This window comes from Corallococcus aberystwythensis (genome assembly GCF_003612165.1).
Classification (GTDB): domain Bacteria; phylum Myxococcota; class Myxococcia; order Myxococcales; family Myxococcaceae; genus Corallococcus; species Corallococcus aberystwythensis.
This window is the reverse complement of sequence record NZ_RAWK01000015.1, coordinates 28,156-44,303: the sequence shown is the minus strand read 5'-3', so window position 1 is coordinate 44,303 and position 16,148 is coordinate 28,156. Positions and strand designations below refer to the sequence as shown.

Here is a 16,148-nt window from a genome sequence, read left to right as displayed (position 1 = left end):
GCGGGAAAAGACGTGCCCGCATACTGGTATGGCGACTACCACCCTCCCCGAATTCCTCCGCGCTCGCCGCGAGCGGCTTCAGCCCGCATCGACCGAACGGCGCCGCACTCCCGGGCTTCGTCGCGAGGAGGTCGCGGCGCGAGCCGGCGTGAGCGTCACCTGGTACACGTGGCTGGAACAGGGGCGCGGCGGCGTGCCGTCCGATGACGTGCTCGAACGCCTCGCTCGCGCACTCGAACTCGACGAAACGAATCGCGAGATGCTGTTCCTGCTCGCCCACGCGCGTCCGCCACCGCGCCGCCACACGCCGCCCGCGGAGGTCACGCCCGCGTTGCAGCGCGTGCTCGACAACCTGCGCGTGCCCGCGTTCGTGAAGACACCGACGTTTCAGATTGTCGCGTGGAACCGCGCCGCAGTGGCGGTGCTTGGTGATTACGCCGCGATTCCCGAGCGTGACCGCAACATGCTGCGCCGGGTCTTCCATCCCGAAGCCGCCACCTTCCTGCCGCATGGCGATGACATGCGGCGCACCTGCCTCGCCGCGTTTCGCATCGACATCGCGCGCGCGGGAGCCTCGGAAGAGGCTGCCGCGCTCGTCGACGACTTGATGGAGACGAGCGAGGACTTCCGCCGGCTGTGGGCCGAGAATGAGCTGTACCCGCACGGCGTGAGACTCAGGCGGCTTGTCCGGCCGGGGGTCGGAGAACTGGTGTTCGAGGCGTCTGTGTTTTCCGTCGACGACAGCGACGGCCTCGGCATGTTTGTCCTGTCCCCGGTGGACGACGCCTCCGCGCGGGGGGTCGAACAGCTGGTCCGCGAGCTCTCCGGTTAGCGCCGGGGGCCGTGCCTCGGGCGGCGGTCACGCCGTCTCGCGGCGCTTCCGCGCCCAGGTCTCGAAGCTCATGGGTGAAAGGCCAAGGGAGCGCGCGATTTCGGGCCGGGCCAGCACCGGGGCGACGTTCATGTACGTCATGCCTTGAGCCACGCCGGGATGCAGGCCCGCCGCGACGGCCTCTTCGACCGTGGCGGACTGGACGACGTACTCCTTGCCGTCGACACGCGAGAGGACCTCGGCGACCTGGGGCAGCGTGAGCAGGTCCCCCGCGAGTTGCAGCGTCACACCCTGGAACTTCGCGGGGTCGTTGATCGCCGCCGCTGCCGCCTGTCCGATGTCCTCCGGGGCGATCAACCCGATGGGCTTATCCGCCCCGACCACCGTGAGCAACCGGCGCCCGTCGACGAACCCGGCAGGGTCCAGCATGGCGTGATCCATGAAGGTGGCGGGCAGGATGAGGGTCCAGTGCTTGAAACCCGCGGTGCGGACGAGTTCGCAGGTGGCGAGCTTGTTCTCCCAGTACGTCTCGTGTGACTTCCAGCGCCCCTCCGCCCAGCCCTCGACGTTGCGATGGTCGCCGACGCCGGACGTCGCGGTGTGCACGAACGTTTCGACACCCTCGGCGAGCGCTGCCTCGACGAGGTTCCTCCCTTGCTGGAGCTCCTTGCTGAAGTCGACACCGGTCGCGGAGACGATGGGGGACTGCATGGAGAAGACCGCCCGGGCCCCGGCACAGGCGGCGCGCAACGACGCTGGATCCTCCAGGTCCCCAATGACCACCTCGGCGCCAGCCGCCGCCAGCGCCCTGGCGTTCGCCGCCTCCGGATTGCGCACCAGCACGCGCACCCGCGTGCGGCCCCCGGCCAACAGTGCCCGGGCGGTGGCGCCGCCCTGGCGGCCCGTGGCGGCGGTGACGAGAACCGAATCGTTGCTGCGCATCAGCAGCTCCTTGGTAAGTGGGGGACCCCACCGTTTATTTTCATGGTTGAATACGGAGGGGGACCCCGTTTGTCAAAGGGAAGGTTCCCGTGAGGAGGAGCGTGCCGTGGCGCAGGTGAAGCGGTTGCGAGTGGACGGGCAACGCAACCGGGAGCGGATTGTCGCGGCCGCCGCGGAGCTGGTCGCCAGGGATGGCGCTCAGGCGTCCCTGGAGGAGATCGCGCGGCAGGCGGGGGTGGGCTCGGCGACCCTGCACCGGCACTTCCCGTCGCGGCAGGCGCTGTTGGAAGCCGTCTTCCGGGATGGCGTCGCGCAGCTCTGCGCGCGGGCCGCTGCGCAACCGGGGAAGGAGCCCGCCGCCGAGCTGGCGGCCTGGCTCGAGGAGCTGACGGTCTACACCGCGACCCACCGCGGGCTTGCCTTCGCACTGCTGGGCGGTCCGGCGGGCCTCACCGCCGAAGACATCTGCTGCACCGACATGCTGCGCGACGTGCTGAACGTGCTGGTGGCACGGGCGTCATCGAGGGGTGCGCTTCACGCAGGCGCCACCACGGAGGACCTGATGATGCTGGCGAACGCGATCGCCGTCGCCAATGAGAAGGATCCGCTCACCGCGCGCCGGGTGCTGCGCCTCGCGCTCACTGGCATCCGGCCCTGAACGCGGCAGGGCGCCTCATCCAGGCGGCTCTGCCTGTGTCCCTTCCATGGCACTCATTGCGGACTCACGCGTGCCCGGACGCTGCAAAGGGCGGGCAATGGCAGCAGCGCGCCCCCCGTCTGGGGAGCACCGTGTGTTTCAGCGGGCGTCATGGGCCGTTCGTGCAACGCCAACGGCGTCTGGACACATCCCGCGCGCGCCAGGCACGCCCTCCCGTGGGATTGCCGGGAGGGGCGCTACCGGTGGCCGTCCGGCCTCTCGTGTCGAGCCGGACGGGAGGGTCCGCCAACTCAGAAGCGGATGAGGAAGGCGTCGTTGCTGCCGGCGTTCGTGTTGCCGCCGAGGCTTCCGAGCGTCTGCCCGGCGACGTAGGTGTTGCCGGAGGCGTCCACGGCCACGCCGCGAGCGATGTCCTGGCGCGAGGTGCCCAGGGTGCGGGTGCCCAGGCGGGTGCCGAGCGCGTCATAGCGGGTGAGGAAGGCATCGGAGCCGCCCGCGGACGGGACGCCGTCGAGCCCGAAGGTGTAGCCAACCACCTGCACGACGTTGTCCGGGGTGACGGCGACGCCGAACGCGTAGTCGGTCTGCGCGCCTCCGAACATGCGGCTCCAATCGCGATTGCCGGCACTGTCGTAGCGGGCGAGCAGCACGTCGATGGTGCCGTTGTTGGTGTTGCCGTCCAGGCTGCCGAAGGTATCGCCAGCGATATAGACGCCGCCGTCGGGGCCCACGGCCACGCTCTTGGCGTCATCGAGTTCGCCCGCGTCGATCTGCCGGACCCACTGCTGGGCACCGAGGATGTTGAGCTTGAGCAGGAAGATGTCGCTGCTCACCGGGGTGGTGGTGCCGTCGAGGCTGCCGTAGGTGTTCCCGACGATGTAGACCTCATGGGAGGGCGTGACGGCGATGCCGCGCGCCATGTCGCTCATGGGGCTGACGTACTGCTGGAGCCAGTACGGGTTGCCCGCCGTGTCATAGAGCGCGGCGATGATGTCGTAGTTGTTGGGATTGCCGCCGCTGGCGAAGCTTCCGCCGGTGTAGCCGGTGAAATAGAGGGTGTCGTCCGCACCGACGGCGATGCCGGTGGCGAAGTCATCCATCTGCGTGCCGTTCTGGCGCAGCCACAGGCGGCTACCGGCGGCGTCATACTTGGCGACGAAGAAATCGAGGCCGCCCGCATTGGTATAGAAGTCGAGGCCGCCGAAGGTGGTGCCGGCCACGTACACGTTGCCGTCCGCGTCGGAGGCCACGGCGGTGGCGCGGTCATTTCCCGGGGTGCCGAACTGGCGGACCCACTGGAGGTTGCCGGCGGTGTCGTACCGGGCAATGAACGCGTCCTGCCCACCCACCTTCGGGTCCACGCCGAGCTGGCTGGTCGTCTGTCCTGCCGCGTAGACGTGGGTGCCGGACACGGCCACGGCGTTGGCCTGTTCATCCAGGTTGGCGCCCAGCTGCTGCACCCAGGACGGAGGAGGGACCTGGGCCTCGGCGACGGAGGGGAGACCCGCGACGCCGACGACGCCCGCGAACCCGAACATGCTCAAGAAGAGGTGTTTCATCACGAACTCCATTTCTCAGTGGGGGGACCGGGCCGGATCCTTGGGAAGGCCGGAAGGCACGGCATCCATGCAAGACCACGAGAAACGGGTGTCTGGAAGATGGGTAATAAAAGACACGGAAGGCCGGAAGAGCCAATCCCCTGTCATCCGGTGAAGACGCCCCAGCAGATGGCATTGCGCGCCCGCTGGTCTTCGAGGACGAACTCACGGAGGTGGGCGGGGATCCGTTTCCGCTGCCAGCCGAGTTCCTTCAGCCGGGCGCTTTCCGCGTCACCTTCGGGGACCGACGCGGAGGCGGCCCGGATGGCGTACGCCGCCGCGCCCAGGTAGTGCGCGGCGACGTGGGCGACAGCCACCGCCTGGCCTGCCGCGAGCGCAGCGAACCTGGCCGGGTCCGGCAACTCACGAGCCGCGGCGTTGGCGACGAACGCGGTCTTGTGTGCGTCACGCATGGGTACCTCGCCCCGGATCCACGCTCGTCCCACGGCGATGGCGTCACGGGGGCGCGTGTCCTCGGGGCTCGCGTTCTCGAAGAAGGGCAGGACGTGCTCCGCGCAGAGGGCGGCCCACTCCGCGAGCAGGTGGTGGTCCTCGTCGGTCAGGCTTCCGCCACGACGAATCGTGATCAACCGGGGGTCTCGCTCTTTCGGCAGGATGGGCATTGGCGGATTCTCGGTTCGCCTCCTCGCGAGGAGGGGGCGCGGGTCGCCATGGTATTCTCCTGGAGGCCCAAACGACATGAGCCTTCCGGAACGACTGATAGGTCTCAGCGCCGATGACCCAGGAGCGTTCGCGCGCAGGAACGTCGAGAAGGCCTCGCTCGACGAGCTCCTTGGAGGAGGCTGACGCGTGCACGAGTACGATTTGATCGCGGACTGGTTCGCATCCCAACGCACAGGCTCCATGGGCGTCCCGGAAGTGACCGCGCTCGCGGCCTCACTTCCGGCCGGCGCCTGGGTGCTGGACGTCGGCTGCGGCACGGGACTGCCGCTGACGCGGGTGCTGCTGGAGCACGGCTGCCAGGTGATGGGCGTGGACAGTTCACGCGAGCTGCTGGCGCGATTCCAAGCGAACTTTCCTCACGTTCCGGTGAGCTGCGCGCCCATCCAGTCGTGTGAGCTTCAGGCGCGGACGTTCGACGCCGCGATTGCGTGGGGCGTCCTGTTCCACCTGCACCACGAAGAGCAGGAACAGGCGATCGCCAATATCGCGAGGGCATTGAAACCTGGCGCCGCGTTCCTCTTCACCTCGGGCGACACCCACGGCTCCGTGGACGGCGCTCCGATGAATGGCGTGCCGTTCCGCTATCACTCATACAGCGTCGACGGGTATCGCGACCTGCTGCGCACGCATGGGCTCACGCTGGAAGCGACGCACAAGGACCCGGGCGAAAACGTCTACTACCTGGCGCGCAAGACAGGGTGAGGCGGCTTCTCGCCAGCCGCTCCTAGCTTGCATGCGTCGCTTTCTCGAAGCGACGGTCCGGCACCAGCCACATCAGCGCGGCCAGCACATAGAGCGCCTCGGAAAAATACCCATTGAAGAAGGCGCTGACGATGCCGGCCAGGTAGAAAACCGGCGAAATCTTGCCCTTGAGATCGCGCCCGACAGCCAGCGCCAGCGTCGACTTCCGGCCCTGTGCCGCCACCATGCGGGTTTGCAGCAGCCACCAGGCGAAGGCGCACATCAGTAGCACGAAGCCGTAGAGCGCCAGCGGCACGGACGCGAAATGGTTTTCGCCCATCCAGCCGGTGGTGAAGGGAACCAGCGACAGCCAGAACAACAAGTGCAGGTTTGCCCACAGCATGCCGCCGCTGACGCGGTCGACGGTGTGCAGGAGATGATGGTGGTTGTTCCAGTAGATGCCCACGTAGATGAAGCTGAGCACATAGCTGAGGAAGACGGGGATCAGCGGTCGCAGGTCGGCCAGTTCGCTGCCGTGCGGTGCTTTGAGCTCCAGCACCATGATCGTGATGATGATGGCGATGACGCCGTCGCTGAACGCTTCCAGCCGGTTCTTGTCCATGCTTCCCCCCGTGCACAATGCGAGTGGCCTTGGGGGGCCACCCTGGCGCACACGTTATTCCGGAACGGCTCCCAGTCTCCCACTACTGGAGGCGATGGGTGTGGCCCGGAACATCCCGTCAGGGGAGCGAAACTCCGGTGGCCCGGGCCAGTTCGTCGAGCAACTGGGCCTGGAACTTCAGGTCGTGTGTCGCGGGATGCCTCTCGACCCGTCGTTGGTGGTGCCAGTAACCATCCGTGGTGCGTGCCTCGGCGGCGTCGCTGGTCGCCAGCCACTCCTGCGTGAGGTGTCCGAGCCGCAGGTCATCGGGTGCGTTGGGGCCGCCCATCTTCGTGGGAACCCAGCCCGGATCGACCGCGTTGCTGAAGACCTCCGGCCAGCGTCGGGCGACGGCCGAGGCCAGGGTGGTGACGAAGAGCTTGCTGTCCGAGTAGGTCCCCGTGACGCGACGTCCGCTCCAATCCATGCCATCCAGGCTCGCCCGCCCGCCCTTGTGCATCCCGCTGCTCAGGTAGACGAGGCGTTTGGGCCGCTGGATGAGCGCGGTGAGCACGTAGGGTGCCACGACGTTCACGGGCAGGATCCACGGGTCGGAGTACACGCCTGCGTTGTGGATCACCGCGTCCATCTGCCCGAGCGCGTTGACCTGCCTGGCCAGGTCGCGGGTCTGCTCCAGAACAGCGAGGTCCGCGACCAGGACGACCGCGCCTTGCGTCACCAGGTCCTGTACGGCAGCGAGTCGCTGCTCGCTGCGCACGTGGACGATCACCTCGTGACCGTCGGAGAGAAGCGTCCGTGCGGCGGCTTTTCCCAAGCCGTCCGCGGATCCGGTGATGAAGATGCGTGCCATGTCTCACCACTATGCGCTCCGTCACGCCGAGGCACCACTCACTGTGCGTGGGTGGATGTGCTCGCGATGGCTCAGACTGCCGCGAGAAACGTGTCACTGCTCGATTGCAGTTGGCCCGTCACGAAGGTTTTCAATCGATTGAGATTATCTCCGTTCTCTCCGGGATTGCCTGTGATCAGCTCCGAGAAGGGGCGCATCTCTTCTCGTTTGAAACATTGAAGGCCTATGGCGTGCCAGCAGTGTGATGCCCGGCAAGACGGTTCAAGGTGTCCATGTCTTCAGCGCTCAGGGCGAGCGCGGCACTTGCGAGATTCTGTTTGAGGTGTGTGATTGATGACGTGCCTGGGATGAGAAGCAGGTTGGGGGACCGGTGGAGGAGCCAGGCCAGCGCAACCTGCATGGGTGTCGCGCCGAGGCGCGCGGCCACGTCGTTCAGTGCGCTCGACTGTAGCGGCGTGAACCCGCCCAGCGGGAAGTACGGCACGTAGGCCGTACCCCTGGCGGCGAGCTGGTCGATCAGGGCGTCGTCACGCCGGTGCGTGAGGTTGTAGTGATTCTGCACGCAGGCGATCTCGGCGATCTTGCTGCCTTCAGCGACCTGCGCCGGCGTGACATTGCTCAATCCGATGTGGCGGATGAGGCCGCGCTGCTGAAGCTCCGCGAGCGCGGTGAGCGGCGCTTCGATAGAGCCTTCAACCGGGCCCTCGGCGCTGAACATCGCGCGGAAGTTCACGACATCGAGCACCTCGAGCCCGAGGTTGCGCAGGTTGTCGTGGACCGCGCGCTCCATGTCAGCGGCGGAGAACGCGGGCTCCCACGAACCGTTGGGACCGCGCACCGCGCCAACCTTCGTGGCGATGAGCAGACCGTCGCGGTACGGGTGCAGCGCCTCACGGATGAGCTGGTTGGTGATGTGGGGGCCGTAGATGTCACTGGTGTCGAGATGGTCGACGCCCTGGGCGATGGCCTCTTGCAGCACCGCGACAGCCGCCTTGCGGTCCCTGGGCGGGCCGAAGACGCCAGGGCCGGCGAGCTGCATCGCGCCGTAACCCACGCGGCGAACGGTGTGTGTGCCGATGCGAAAGCTGCTTGAGATGGGGCTGTGGGTCACTGGGAAGCTCCTTCGTGTGGCGAGGTCGCCCATCCCTTTATGGAAGGAATCAGTGCACGACTATGGGTAGCAATCTGCACGGGCCGTGCGAAAATCCGCACAGTGATGGATGAACTCGCTGATCTCACGGCATTCTTGACGGTCGCTCGCGAGGGCGGATTCCGCAGCGCTGCTCGCGTGGCGGGCAGCAGCGCTTCGCGCATGGGAGACGCTGTCCGTCGGCTGGAAGCCCGGCTCGGCGTGCGGTTACTCCATCGAACCACGCGCAGCGTGACGCCTACCGACGCAGGGGCCCGGCTCCTCGAGCGGCTCACGCCTGCGCTCGGCGAGGTGCGCTCGGCGTTGGATGTGGTCAACGACTTCCGCGACCGACCCGCGGGACGCCTGCGGCTCAACGTCCCAATCGCGGCAGCGCGGCTGGTGCTGCCGAGCATCGTGCCGCCCTTCCTCGCGAAGTACCCCGACATCCGCCTGGAGGTGATCGCCGAGGAGCGCCTCGTTGACGTGGTGGCCGAAGGCTATGACGCGGGCATCCGCTACGAAGAGCGGCTCGCGCAGGACATGGTGGCTGTTCCGATTGGTCCTCGCGTCCAGCGATTCGCGGCAGCCGCCTCGCCGGCATACCTCGCTCGTCGTGGGCGCCCCAGGCATCCGCGCGAACTCCTGGACCATGATTGCCTGGGGGGACGGTTCACGAATGGCCCGCTGCATGCGTGGGAATTCGAACGCAACGGAGTGACCCTCCACGTCGATCCGAAGGGGCCGCTGATTGTCGGTCTTGGCACGACCACCGACCTTGCGGTGGCTGCCGCCGTGGCTGGCACCGGGATCATCTACGACTTCGAGGATTGGCTCCGTCCCTTCATTGACCGAGGCGAGCTTGAGCCTGTGCTCGAGTCATGGTGGCCGAGCTTCTCCGGGCCGGTGCTCTACTACCCCGGCCGTCGCCACCTCCCTGCGCCGCTGCGTGCGTTCATTGACTTCGTCAAGTCGATGCGGCCCCGACGCGGCTGAGACGCGAGTGCCTCATCCGTCTCATGCCCGGGTGAACCCGAGGCATGCTGCGGGGATGCGCATCGTCGCCGTCTCGGACACCCACCTCTTCCACGACGAGCTCGTGATGCCCCCGGGCGACATCTTCGTCCACGCTGGCGACATGTGCCGCGCGGGTGACCTGGAGGAGTTCGCCCGAGCGGCGTCGTGGATTCGCGGGTCGAGCAGGTCCAGGCGGAGGCCGTGAGGACCGGGCTCGAGTCCCTCGTTCCGAGGACCGAAGAGGCCATCCGCGCGAGGAACGCACAGACCCACTCCGCCACCACGCGAGCGCCTCCTCGCGTGAGGCACGTCGACGACCGCGAAGTCCTTGAGTGCGCGGGACGGACTCGCTCCCGGCGGTGTGAATGAAACTTCCGGGTTCCCGTCATGAAGGACACAGTGCGAACGAGGCGGCGAGAGCTGCCCCTCCACTGGAGACCTCAAGGTCAAGGAGACGTCCCATGTTCGCGGTTCGCATTGGCTCCAACGCTGGTCGTGCGCGTGAAAACAGCGGGTCCGCGAAGGGCAGGGGATGGGCCGCGCTCGCGCTGCTGCTCCTGCCGCTGACGGCGTCGGCGGGACCGGGCCCGGACTACCGCTGGGACGAGTCGCGCAACCGTCCCGGGCCCAACCGCTGCCACGATGCCTCGCAGTGCGATGGCGCCCGCACGTGCAGCCCCGCGGGCTGGTGTCAGGGCGAGTCGCGCCCCACGCCGCCCCCTCCGCCTCCTGGACGTTCGGAGTGGAGCACAGGGCGTGGAGAGACGCGTCCCCAGCGGAGCACCGTCATCCGCAGCAAGCTCGCGGGGCTCGTCATCGACATCGAGGGCAACAACCGCGCGCCTGGAGCGGGGCTTGTCGCCTTCCGGGCCAAGTCCAACCGCGAGGGCAACGACAACCAGATGTGGCAGCTGGTGCCCACGAAAGGCGGCTATCTCATCCGCAGCCGGCTCAACGGGCTCGTGCTCGACGTGGAGGGGGCCAATGGGGCCGCGGGAACCCGCGTGATCACCTGGGAGGCCCACGGCGGACTCAATCAGGTGTGGCAGCTGGTGCCCGGTCGCGTTCGCGGCACGTACTTCATCCAGAGTCAGCTCAACGGCCTTGTGCTGGATATCGAGGGCGGCAGGACGGATGGCTCAGGGCGGCTCATCATGTTCCCCATGCATCGCAACGCGCGGGCGGACAATCAGCTCTGGCGGCTGGACATCTGAACCCATTACCCCGGGGTGCAGGAGACGGCACGTCATGCGTGGCGGCACCTGTGCCCGCTGGGCGTCACGCCGGCGCCATGGAGCATCGGTCTTCGCAGGGGCGTGCCGCCGGATGCGCCACCCACGGGATGGGTTCCGAGGTTCGTCATCATGCCGGGCCCCCGAGGTCCTCGGGCGTGAGTTTCAGCGCCTCGCTGATCGCCAGGACGTCCTGGTACTCGCGCCAGTGTTGGATCAGGCCGTCGCGGACCCGCAGCACGCCGATGAGGGTCGCCGAGGCGTGCCGGCCGGTGGTGGTGACCGTCCCCGCCAGCTCGTACTCGACAATGATGACCTCGGGGTCGCCGGTCTGATGCGTCGCCAGTTCGCGGAACTGCTCGAAGCGCACCGGCAGGACCGCGCTTCTGGCCCGGTAGAACGCCAGCCACGCCTCGCGACCCTCATGGCGTCGCATGCCTGGAGGGGAGAACGGGGTCTCGACCACGACATCCTCGGCCAACAGCTCCGCTGGGAGGAGCGTCGCACCGTCCCCGAGGAGTGCTTCCTGCATGCACCGGTAGATGGTGAGAGGGCCCGCGGCCCCCGTCGCCGGCTGTGACATGGTCATGCCTCCTGGGATAAGATGAGTGCGACTCAGGATGAATAGTGAGTCTGACTCACTTTTTCAAGGAGCGACGGCTGATGGCGCGAAAGGGTGGGCCGCCCGCGGGCGGCGGTGCGGGTGAACGCCCCGTTCGTGCGGATGCCCGCCGCAATCGCGCGCGCATCCTGGATGCGGCCGAGGCCGTGTTCGCCGAGCAGGGCGCGTCGGCCTCGACCGAGGCCGTGGCCGCGCACGCCGGCGTCGCGATTGGCACCGTGTTCCGGCACTTCCCAACCAAACCCGAGCTGCTCCAGGCCGTGGTGATGCACCTGCTGGACCGGCTCATCACGGAAGTCGACGCGATGGTCGGCAATCAGGACGCAGTCACCGCCCTGTTCGAGTTCTGCGCCCGCGTCATGGCGATCAGCGCGCGGAACAGGGCGGTGTTCGCCCGGCTCGCCGAAACCGGGGTCCGGGTCCGCGTTGGCGACGCGCTGGCCCGCCTCCGGCCCGGCATCGATGTGCTGCTCGAACGCGCCCAGAAAGCGGGCACCGTCCGCGACGACCTGCGCCCCACCGAGCTGATCGCCCTGCTGGCGGCCATCTGCCAGGAAGCGCTCACGGATGAGTGGAGCGCATCATTCCGCCAGCGCGCGCTCACCCTTCTCTTCGACGGCCTGCGGCCGGCCGCGAAACGCTGACCGCAAGCCCACGCCGGACATGGCTGAAAGGGGGCACCGCCAGGTTCCGCGCCGACTGGAGACGAGACGTGACGGCCTCGCGCGCCTCCCGCATGACCTGGGAGGCGCGCATCCGGGACCCGTGGATTCAGTACACGACCACTGAGGCGTAGATACTGGTGCCGTTCGTGTAGGCCACCAGGGCGCCGCCGTTCGACGGGAGCGCCGCAACCGCTGGCGCGGCACCCGGCCCCACCGTCCTGGCATCCGTGGCCAGAATCATGGAGGCCCCCACGAGCATCCGGTCCAACTGGATGTCGCCCGTCCCTCGCTGGGAGGCGATGTAGCCGTTGCCGAGCGCGTCCGCGTCAATCGTCCGGAGGGGGCCAGGACCGACGTCCGTGGGGAGGCCCGGCACCTGGGTGCTCGTCCCCGGCGCGGACATGGGGATGACGTCCACGTTGTCGTCCCCGAAGGAGCCCGTGGTGTAGATGAAGCCGTTGGAGCCCGTCCAGTCCGAGAAGAAGGCCTGCCCCGGAGGGGAGCTCAGCGGGCCGAAGCTGGTCCCCTGGTCGCTGCTGCGGCGGATGCGGAAGGAGGGGTCGTCGCTCACCGAGAAGACATCTCCGCTGATCTTGTCCACGATGACGTCGAAGTAGGCATTGCTCTGGTCCACGTCTGTCTCGCTGAAGTCGTTCGCGCCTCGCGCGAAGTTCCGGAGGACGCGCACCCCCGTGGAGGTGCCTCGCGAGACGGAGATGTAGAGGGCGTCGCCCCTGGAATCCAGACTGAGGGTGGGGTTGGCCGCCGCGCTGAGGGTTCGCGGCGCCTCCCAGCTCGCTCCCGCGTCGACGGTCCGGGTGAATATCAGCGTGCCCACGCTGGTGGCCGCGACGTACGCGACCCCCGTGGGGCCGCCTTCAATCGCGACCTCCGCCGCGTTGGTGATTCCCAGGGGAGTGGGCCCCACCCAGGTGTGGCCACGGTCCACGCTCACGCTGACATGGACCGCGCCATCGCACCTCATGACGACGTAGAAGCGCCCCAGTGCATCCACCGCCGCCTTGCGCCCCGTGTTCGTGTTGGCCGTGGTGCAGTTCAGGGTCCCGCTGATGAGCGTGGGGGGCACATTCGAAAAGGCATCCAGCTGGCACGCGGCGTCGCAGCCATCCCCGGGGATCGTGCCGCCATCGTCGCACTGCTCTCCCGTGACGCTGTCGACCAGCCCGTCGCCGCATACCTCCGCGCCCTGGCAGTCCGCCCGGCAGCCGTCCCCCGCGACGCGGTTGCCGTCGTCACAGACCTCACCCGAATCGACGTTGCCGTCGCCACAGACAGGCGGCGGCCTGACGGTGATGCTGAACGTGGCGGTGTTGGAGGTCAGCGCGCTGTCGCTGGCCGTGAAGGTGAACGCGTCCTCTCCATGGAAATCCGCGTCCGGCGTGTAGAGCAACTGGGCGCCCGTCCCGGACAGGGTGCCGTGCGCGGGAGGAGCCGTCACGGCGAACGTGAGCACGTCCCCGTCCACGTCCGTGGCCGTCAACGTGATGGGCGTCGAGGTGTTGTAGCCCACGGTCACCGCGGCAGAGGCGGCCACGGGAGCGTCGTTGACCGGGCTCACCGTGACCGAGACGGTGGCCGTTGCCTGCTTCTTGCCGTCGGAGACCGTGACCTGGAAGGTGTCCACTCCGGCGAAGTTCGCGTTCGGGGTGTACGTCACCGACGCCCCCGAGAGTGTGAGCGTGCCATGGCTGGGCGCGGTGTATGAGTAGTCAAGCGCGTCGCCATCCGGGTCCACCGCGGGGATGGTGATGTCCACCGGGATATCCTCGGGGGTCGTCGCGTGAACGTCCTCGACCGTGGGCGCTGAGTTGTTGTCGCAAACGCTCGGTGAGCCTGTGCAGGTGTAGCCCGGCTCCACTTCGCAGACGCTGTTACAGCCGTCTCCAGAGAGCTGATTGGCGTCGTCACAGGTTTCGAACCCACCCAGCACCCCATCACCACAGAATGGCCGCAGGGATGTCTCCACCGCGTCCACCAGGTAGAGCGCGAGCACCGTGCCCCTCAGGCGCACGTAGCGATAGGGCTTGTTCCCCGGGTACGTCGCCACCGCCACATGCGTCCCCAGGCCCAGCTCCACCAGGTGCAACGAGCTGGAGCCAATGAGGGTCCCATCCGCCTTCAGGAAGTCCACCTGGGCCACCAGCGCCAACGACAGGCCGTGGTAGTAGACGCGCAGGTCGCCGGTGCCTTCCTCGCCCTGGCCCAGGTCCAGCACCAATGCCGTGTTGAACAAGCCCAGCAGTGTCGCGGCCTGCCCGTCCGGAGCGCCCAGCGCCGCGCTGGCGTTGAGCACCGTCGCCGTGGTGCCCGGCGCCACCGCGTCTGCATACGGATCCCACGTCAAAGAGGCTTCCAGACGCTCATTCGTCAACGCCCGGACGTCCTCTTGCGACACCCCAGCCTCCAGGGACTCCACTCCACACGCCCCCAGCGACAGGGCCAGCATCACGCCCAGCCCCCACGACCACGGCACACCAGGACGGCTTCGCATCGAGTGTCTCTCCCCTGAGGAGCAGGATGAGGCCCGGAATGGACCGTCCCCTCTCATGGAATGAACGACGCCATTCCTTGCCCCCGACAGCTCGGCGCGCAACACCCGGATGGCCAATGTCCCCCGGTCACCAGCCGGCAGGCACTCGAGTGCCATGGACACCCGATGAAGGGGAGCGGCAGGCGCGCCCCCAGCCGCGACTCATGAGGCGTCCATCCGCCGCTCCACCGTCGAGGCGCACGGTGGACGCCTGCAAGCCGGGAGCCCTCCGGTGCAGGGGCTCTGTTCGGTGCGTGCCTCCTGCGGCCCACACGGAGTCCTCGTCATGATGCAAGCCCCCACCACCCTCTTCCTCGTGGACGACGATGCGTCCGTGCTGCGAGGGGGGCATCTTTGTTTTTGAAAAGGCTCATGGCATCAGCCGCTGCATTGCGCGCCGGATTGGTACTTGGACTGGCCGTCAGCACCCTCGCCGCTTGTGGCGGCAACGACCCGCCGCCCAACGACCCGCCGGTGGCCCGCGACGTCACCCTGGAGGCGGTGGAAGACACGCCCCTCGAGGTGCAACTGCCTGCCACCGGCAACGGGGCAATCACTTTCACCATCGTCGACGCACCGGACCACGGCAAGGTGGGTGAGGTCAGCGCCAATGGCTCCATCACCTACACCCCCGGCGCCGACGACAACGGCGAAGATGCGCTCATCTTTCGCGCCACCAACAGCCAGGGCCAAAGCGCCCAGGGCACGGTGACCCTCACCATCACGCCAGTGAACGACACACCCACGCTCTCCCCGGTGGAGAACCAGAGCATCACTGATGGCAGCTCGACCGGCGACCTGGCCTTCACCGTGGGCGACGTGGAGACCGCCGCCGACAGCCTCACGTTCACCGCTACGTCCTCCAATACCGACCTGGTGCCGAATGCCCCCGCGAACCTCATCTTCGGAGGCTCCGGCTCCACCGCACTGGTGACCAATCAGAGCACGGTGCATGGGATTGCCATCGATGTCGCGGCCGGGCGGCTGTATTGGGCGGATTGGCTGGGGACCGCGCTCCGGAGCACCAACCTGGCCGACGGCGGGGATATCCAGACCGTGAACTCGGGCAGCGCCAGGAACCTGGGTCTGGCCTGGATGCCTGCGCCGTAGCCTGGACCGAGGCGGCTGGGACGCACGTGCTCGCCGCCTGCCCTCCCGTCACAAGTGCTTCGCCAACGTTTCGTCGAGCGGCCCTGTTTCTTCTTGTCATTGTCATGGCAGGTGTTGGAGTCGCCGCGCCGCCTCAACCCCAGTCCCTTTCGAAGAAGGCACCGACCATGGTCGTGGAGTACATCCGTTATGACGTTCCCGCCGAGCGGGCAGGGGCGTTTCTCGAGGCCTATCAGCGCGCGGGTGAGCACCTGCGCGCCTCGGCTCACTGCCTGCGCTATGAAGTGAGCCAGGGCGTGGAGGAGCCGCACCACTTCGTGGTCCGCATCGAGTGGGACTCCGAAGAGGGGCACCTTCAGGGGTTTCGCCGGAGCCCCGAGTTCCGGAAGTTCTTCGAGCTCATCAAGCCCTTCGTGCCCGACATCCAGGAGATGAAGCACTACCGCGTCGACAGTGCCTGGGTCCGCCCGTGAGCGGGGAGTCCAGCTCCGTGCCGTCGTTGTACGCGTGGGCGGGCGGGGCCGAGGCTCTCGCGCGATTGACGGAGCGGTTCTACGAACGCGTGCGCGTGGACGCGCTGTTGGGCCCTGTCTTCGAGCGGATGTCCGCGGCACACCCGGCCCACGTCGCCCTCTTCCTGGGCGAGGTGCTGGGAGGACCTCCCCGCTACAGCGGCGAGAGAGGCGGGCATCCGGAGATGGTTCGCCATCACCTCGGACGACACCTGACGGAGGCGCAGCGCCGGCGCTGGACGGAGCTGCTGTTGGACTCCGCCGACGAGGTGTCGCTGCCGGAGGACCCTGAGTTCCGGTCTGCGTTCATCGCCTATGTCGAGTGGGGGTCGAGGCTCGCGGTCATCAACTCCCGGGAAGGTGTGAGCGTGGACCTGGAGGCGCCCATGCCTGTCTGGGGGTGGGGTGTTCCGGGCGGTCCGTACCGTCCTGGATAGGAGGCG

18 protein-coding genes are annotated in these 16,148 nt (G+C 67.8%); 10 read left to right on the top strand and 8 right to left on the bottom strand.

Features of this window, described 5'->3' with window-relative positions:
• The first annotated feature begins 28 nt into the window (after positions 1-28).
• Positions 29-832: a helix-turn-helix transcriptional regulator gene (locus D7W81_RS04155; RefSeq protein WP_120553999.1), complete on the top strand. Its 804-nt coding sequence runs from the start codon at positions 29-31 to the stop codon at positions 830-832.
• Between the two features lie 27 nt (positions 833-859).
• Here the strand turns inward: D7W81_RS04155 and D7W81_RS04150 are convergent, their stop codons facing one another.
• Positions 860-1,774, bottom strand: a complete 915-nt coding sequence (locus D7W81_RS04150; protein WP_120553998.1) for an NmrA family NAD(P)-binding protein — start codon at positions 1,772-1,774, stop codon at positions 860-862.
• A 106-nt stretch (positions 1,775-1,880) separates the two neighbouring features.
• Here D7W81_RS04150 and D7W81_RS04145 point away from each other — a divergent pair, with 106 nt between their 5' ends.
• Positions 1,881-2,432, top strand: coding sequence for a TetR/AcrR family transcriptional regulator (locus D7W81_RS04145; RefSeq protein ID WP_120553997.1), 552 nt, complete (start codon positions 1,881-1,883; stop codon positions 2,430-2,432).
• 290 nt (positions 2,433-2,722) lie between these two features.
• Here the strand turns inward: D7W81_RS04145 and D7W81_RS04140 are convergent, their stop codons facing one another.
• Entirely contained in the window at positions 2,723-3,991 is a 1,269-nt protein-coding gene (locus tag D7W81_RS04140) for an SBBP repeat-containing protein (RefSeq protein ID WP_244226957.1), read from the bottom strand.
• Positions 3,992-4,134: 143 nt separating this feature from the next.
• Positions 4,135-4,620 (bottom strand): putative immunity protein, encoded by a 486-nt coding sequence (locus tag D7W81_RS04135; protein ID WP_244226956.1) that lies wholly within the window; start codon positions 4,618-4,620, stop codon positions 4,135-4,137.
• 220 nt (positions 4,621-4,840) lie between these two features.
• Here D7W81_RS04135 and D7W81_RS04130 point away from each other — a divergent pair, with 220 nt between their 5' ends.
• A complete protein-coding gene (locus D7W81_RS04130) occupies positions 4,841-5,416 on the top strand; it encodes a class I SAM-dependent DNA methyltransferase (RefSeq protein WP_120553995.1) in 576 nt (191 codons plus the stop codon).
• Between the two features lie 22 nt (positions 5,417-5,438).
• On the opposite strand, the gene D7W81_RS04125 is transcribed toward D7W81_RS04130, so the two are convergent.
• From D7W81_RS04125 to D7W81_RS04115, 3 genes are all read right to left on the bottom strand, one after another.
• Positions 5,439-6,017, bottom strand: a complete 579-nt coding sequence (locus tag D7W81_RS04125; RefSeq protein ID WP_120553994.1) for a TMEM175 family protein — start codon at positions 6,015-6,017, stop codon at positions 5,439-5,441.
• 118 nt (positions 6,018-6,135) lie between these two features.
• Positions 6,136-6,867, bottom strand: coding sequence for an SDR family NAD(P)-dependent oxidoreductase (locus D7W81_RS04120; protein ID WP_120553993.1), 732 nt, complete (start codon positions 6,865-6,867; stop codon positions 6,136-6,138).
• A gap of 223 nt (positions 6,868-7,090) precedes the next feature.
• Complete coding sequence (locus D7W81_RS04115; protein ID WP_279637800.1) at positions 7,091-7,978, bottom strand: aldo/keto reductase family oxidoreductase; 888 nt, start codon at positions 7,976-7,978, stop codon at positions 7,091-7,093.
• 105 nt (positions 7,979-8,083) lie between these two features.
• Here D7W81_RS04115 and D7W81_RS04110 point away from each other — a divergent pair, with 105 nt between their 5' ends.
• The 3 genes from D7W81_RS04110 to D7W81_RS04105 all read left to right on the top strand — a co-directional run bounded on the left by D7W81_RS04110 (position 8,084) and on the right by D7W81_RS04105 (position 10,227).
• Positions 8,084-8,992, top strand: coding sequence for a LysR family transcriptional regulator (locus tag D7W81_RS04110; protein ID WP_208721154.1), 909 nt, complete (start codon positions 8,084-8,086; stop codon positions 8,990-8,992).
• Positions 8,993-9,047: 55 nt separating this feature from the next.
• Positions 9,048-9,218, top strand: coding sequence for a metallophosphoesterase family protein (locus D7W81_RS42225; protein ID WP_158621420.1), 171 nt, complete (start codon positions 9,048-9,050; stop codon positions 9,216-9,218).
• A gap of 256 nt (positions 9,219-9,474) precedes the next feature.
• Positions 9,475-10,227, top strand: a complete 753-nt coding sequence (locus D7W81_RS04105; RefSeq protein WP_158621418.1) for an RICIN domain-containing protein — start codon at positions 9,475-9,477, stop codon at positions 10,225-10,227.
• 148 nt (positions 10,228-10,375) lie between these two features.
• Here D7W81_RS04105 and D7W81_RS04100 read toward each other — a convergent pair whose 3' ends face one another.
• Positions 10,376-10,834 (bottom strand): nuclear transport factor 2 family protein, encoded by a 459-nt coding sequence (locus D7W81_RS04100; protein ID WP_208721153.1) that lies wholly within the window; start codon positions 10,832-10,834, stop codon positions 10,376-10,378.
• Between the two features lie 38 nt (positions 10,835-10,872).
• Between D7W81_RS04100 and D7W81_RS04095 the strand changes: the two genes are divergently transcribed.
• On the top strand, positions 10,873-11,511 hold the full coding sequence (locus D7W81_RS04095; RefSeq protein WP_208721152.1) for a TetR/AcrR family transcriptional regulator: 639 nt from the start codon (positions 10,873-10,875) through the stop codon (positions 11,509-11,511).
• 127 nt (positions 11,512-11,638) lie between these two features.
• Here D7W81_RS04095 and D7W81_RS04090 read toward each other — a convergent pair whose 3' ends face one another.
• Positions 11,639-14,044 (bottom strand): Ig-like domain-containing protein, encoded by a 2,406-nt coding sequence (locus tag D7W81_RS04090; protein ID WP_244226955.1) that lies wholly within the window; start codon positions 14,042-14,044, stop codon positions 11,639-11,641.
• A gap of 411 nt (positions 14,045-14,455) precedes the next feature.
• On the opposite strand from D7W81_RS04090, the gene D7W81_RS04085 reads away from it, so the two are divergent.
• The 3 genes from D7W81_RS04085 to D7W81_RS04075 all read left to right on the top strand — a co-directional run bounded on the left by D7W81_RS04085 (position 14,456) and on the right by D7W81_RS04075 (position 16,142).
• Entirely contained in the window at positions 14,456-15,193 is a 738-nt protein-coding gene (locus tag D7W81_RS04085) for an Ig-like domain-containing protein (RefSeq protein WP_120553988.1), read from the top strand.
• A 167-nt stretch (positions 15,194-15,360) separates the two neighbouring features.
• On the top strand, positions 15,361-15,666 hold the full coding sequence (locus D7W81_RS04080; protein ID WP_120553987.1) for a putative quinol monooxygenase: 306 nt from the start codon (positions 15,361-15,363) through the stop codon (positions 15,664-15,666).
• Positions 15,667-15,683: 17 nt separating this feature from the next.
• Entirely contained in the window at positions 15,684-16,142 is a 459-nt protein-coding gene (locus D7W81_RS04075; RefSeq protein WP_208721151.1) for a group II truncated hemoglobin, read from the top strand.
• Positions 16,143-16,148 lie beyond the last annotated feature (6 nt).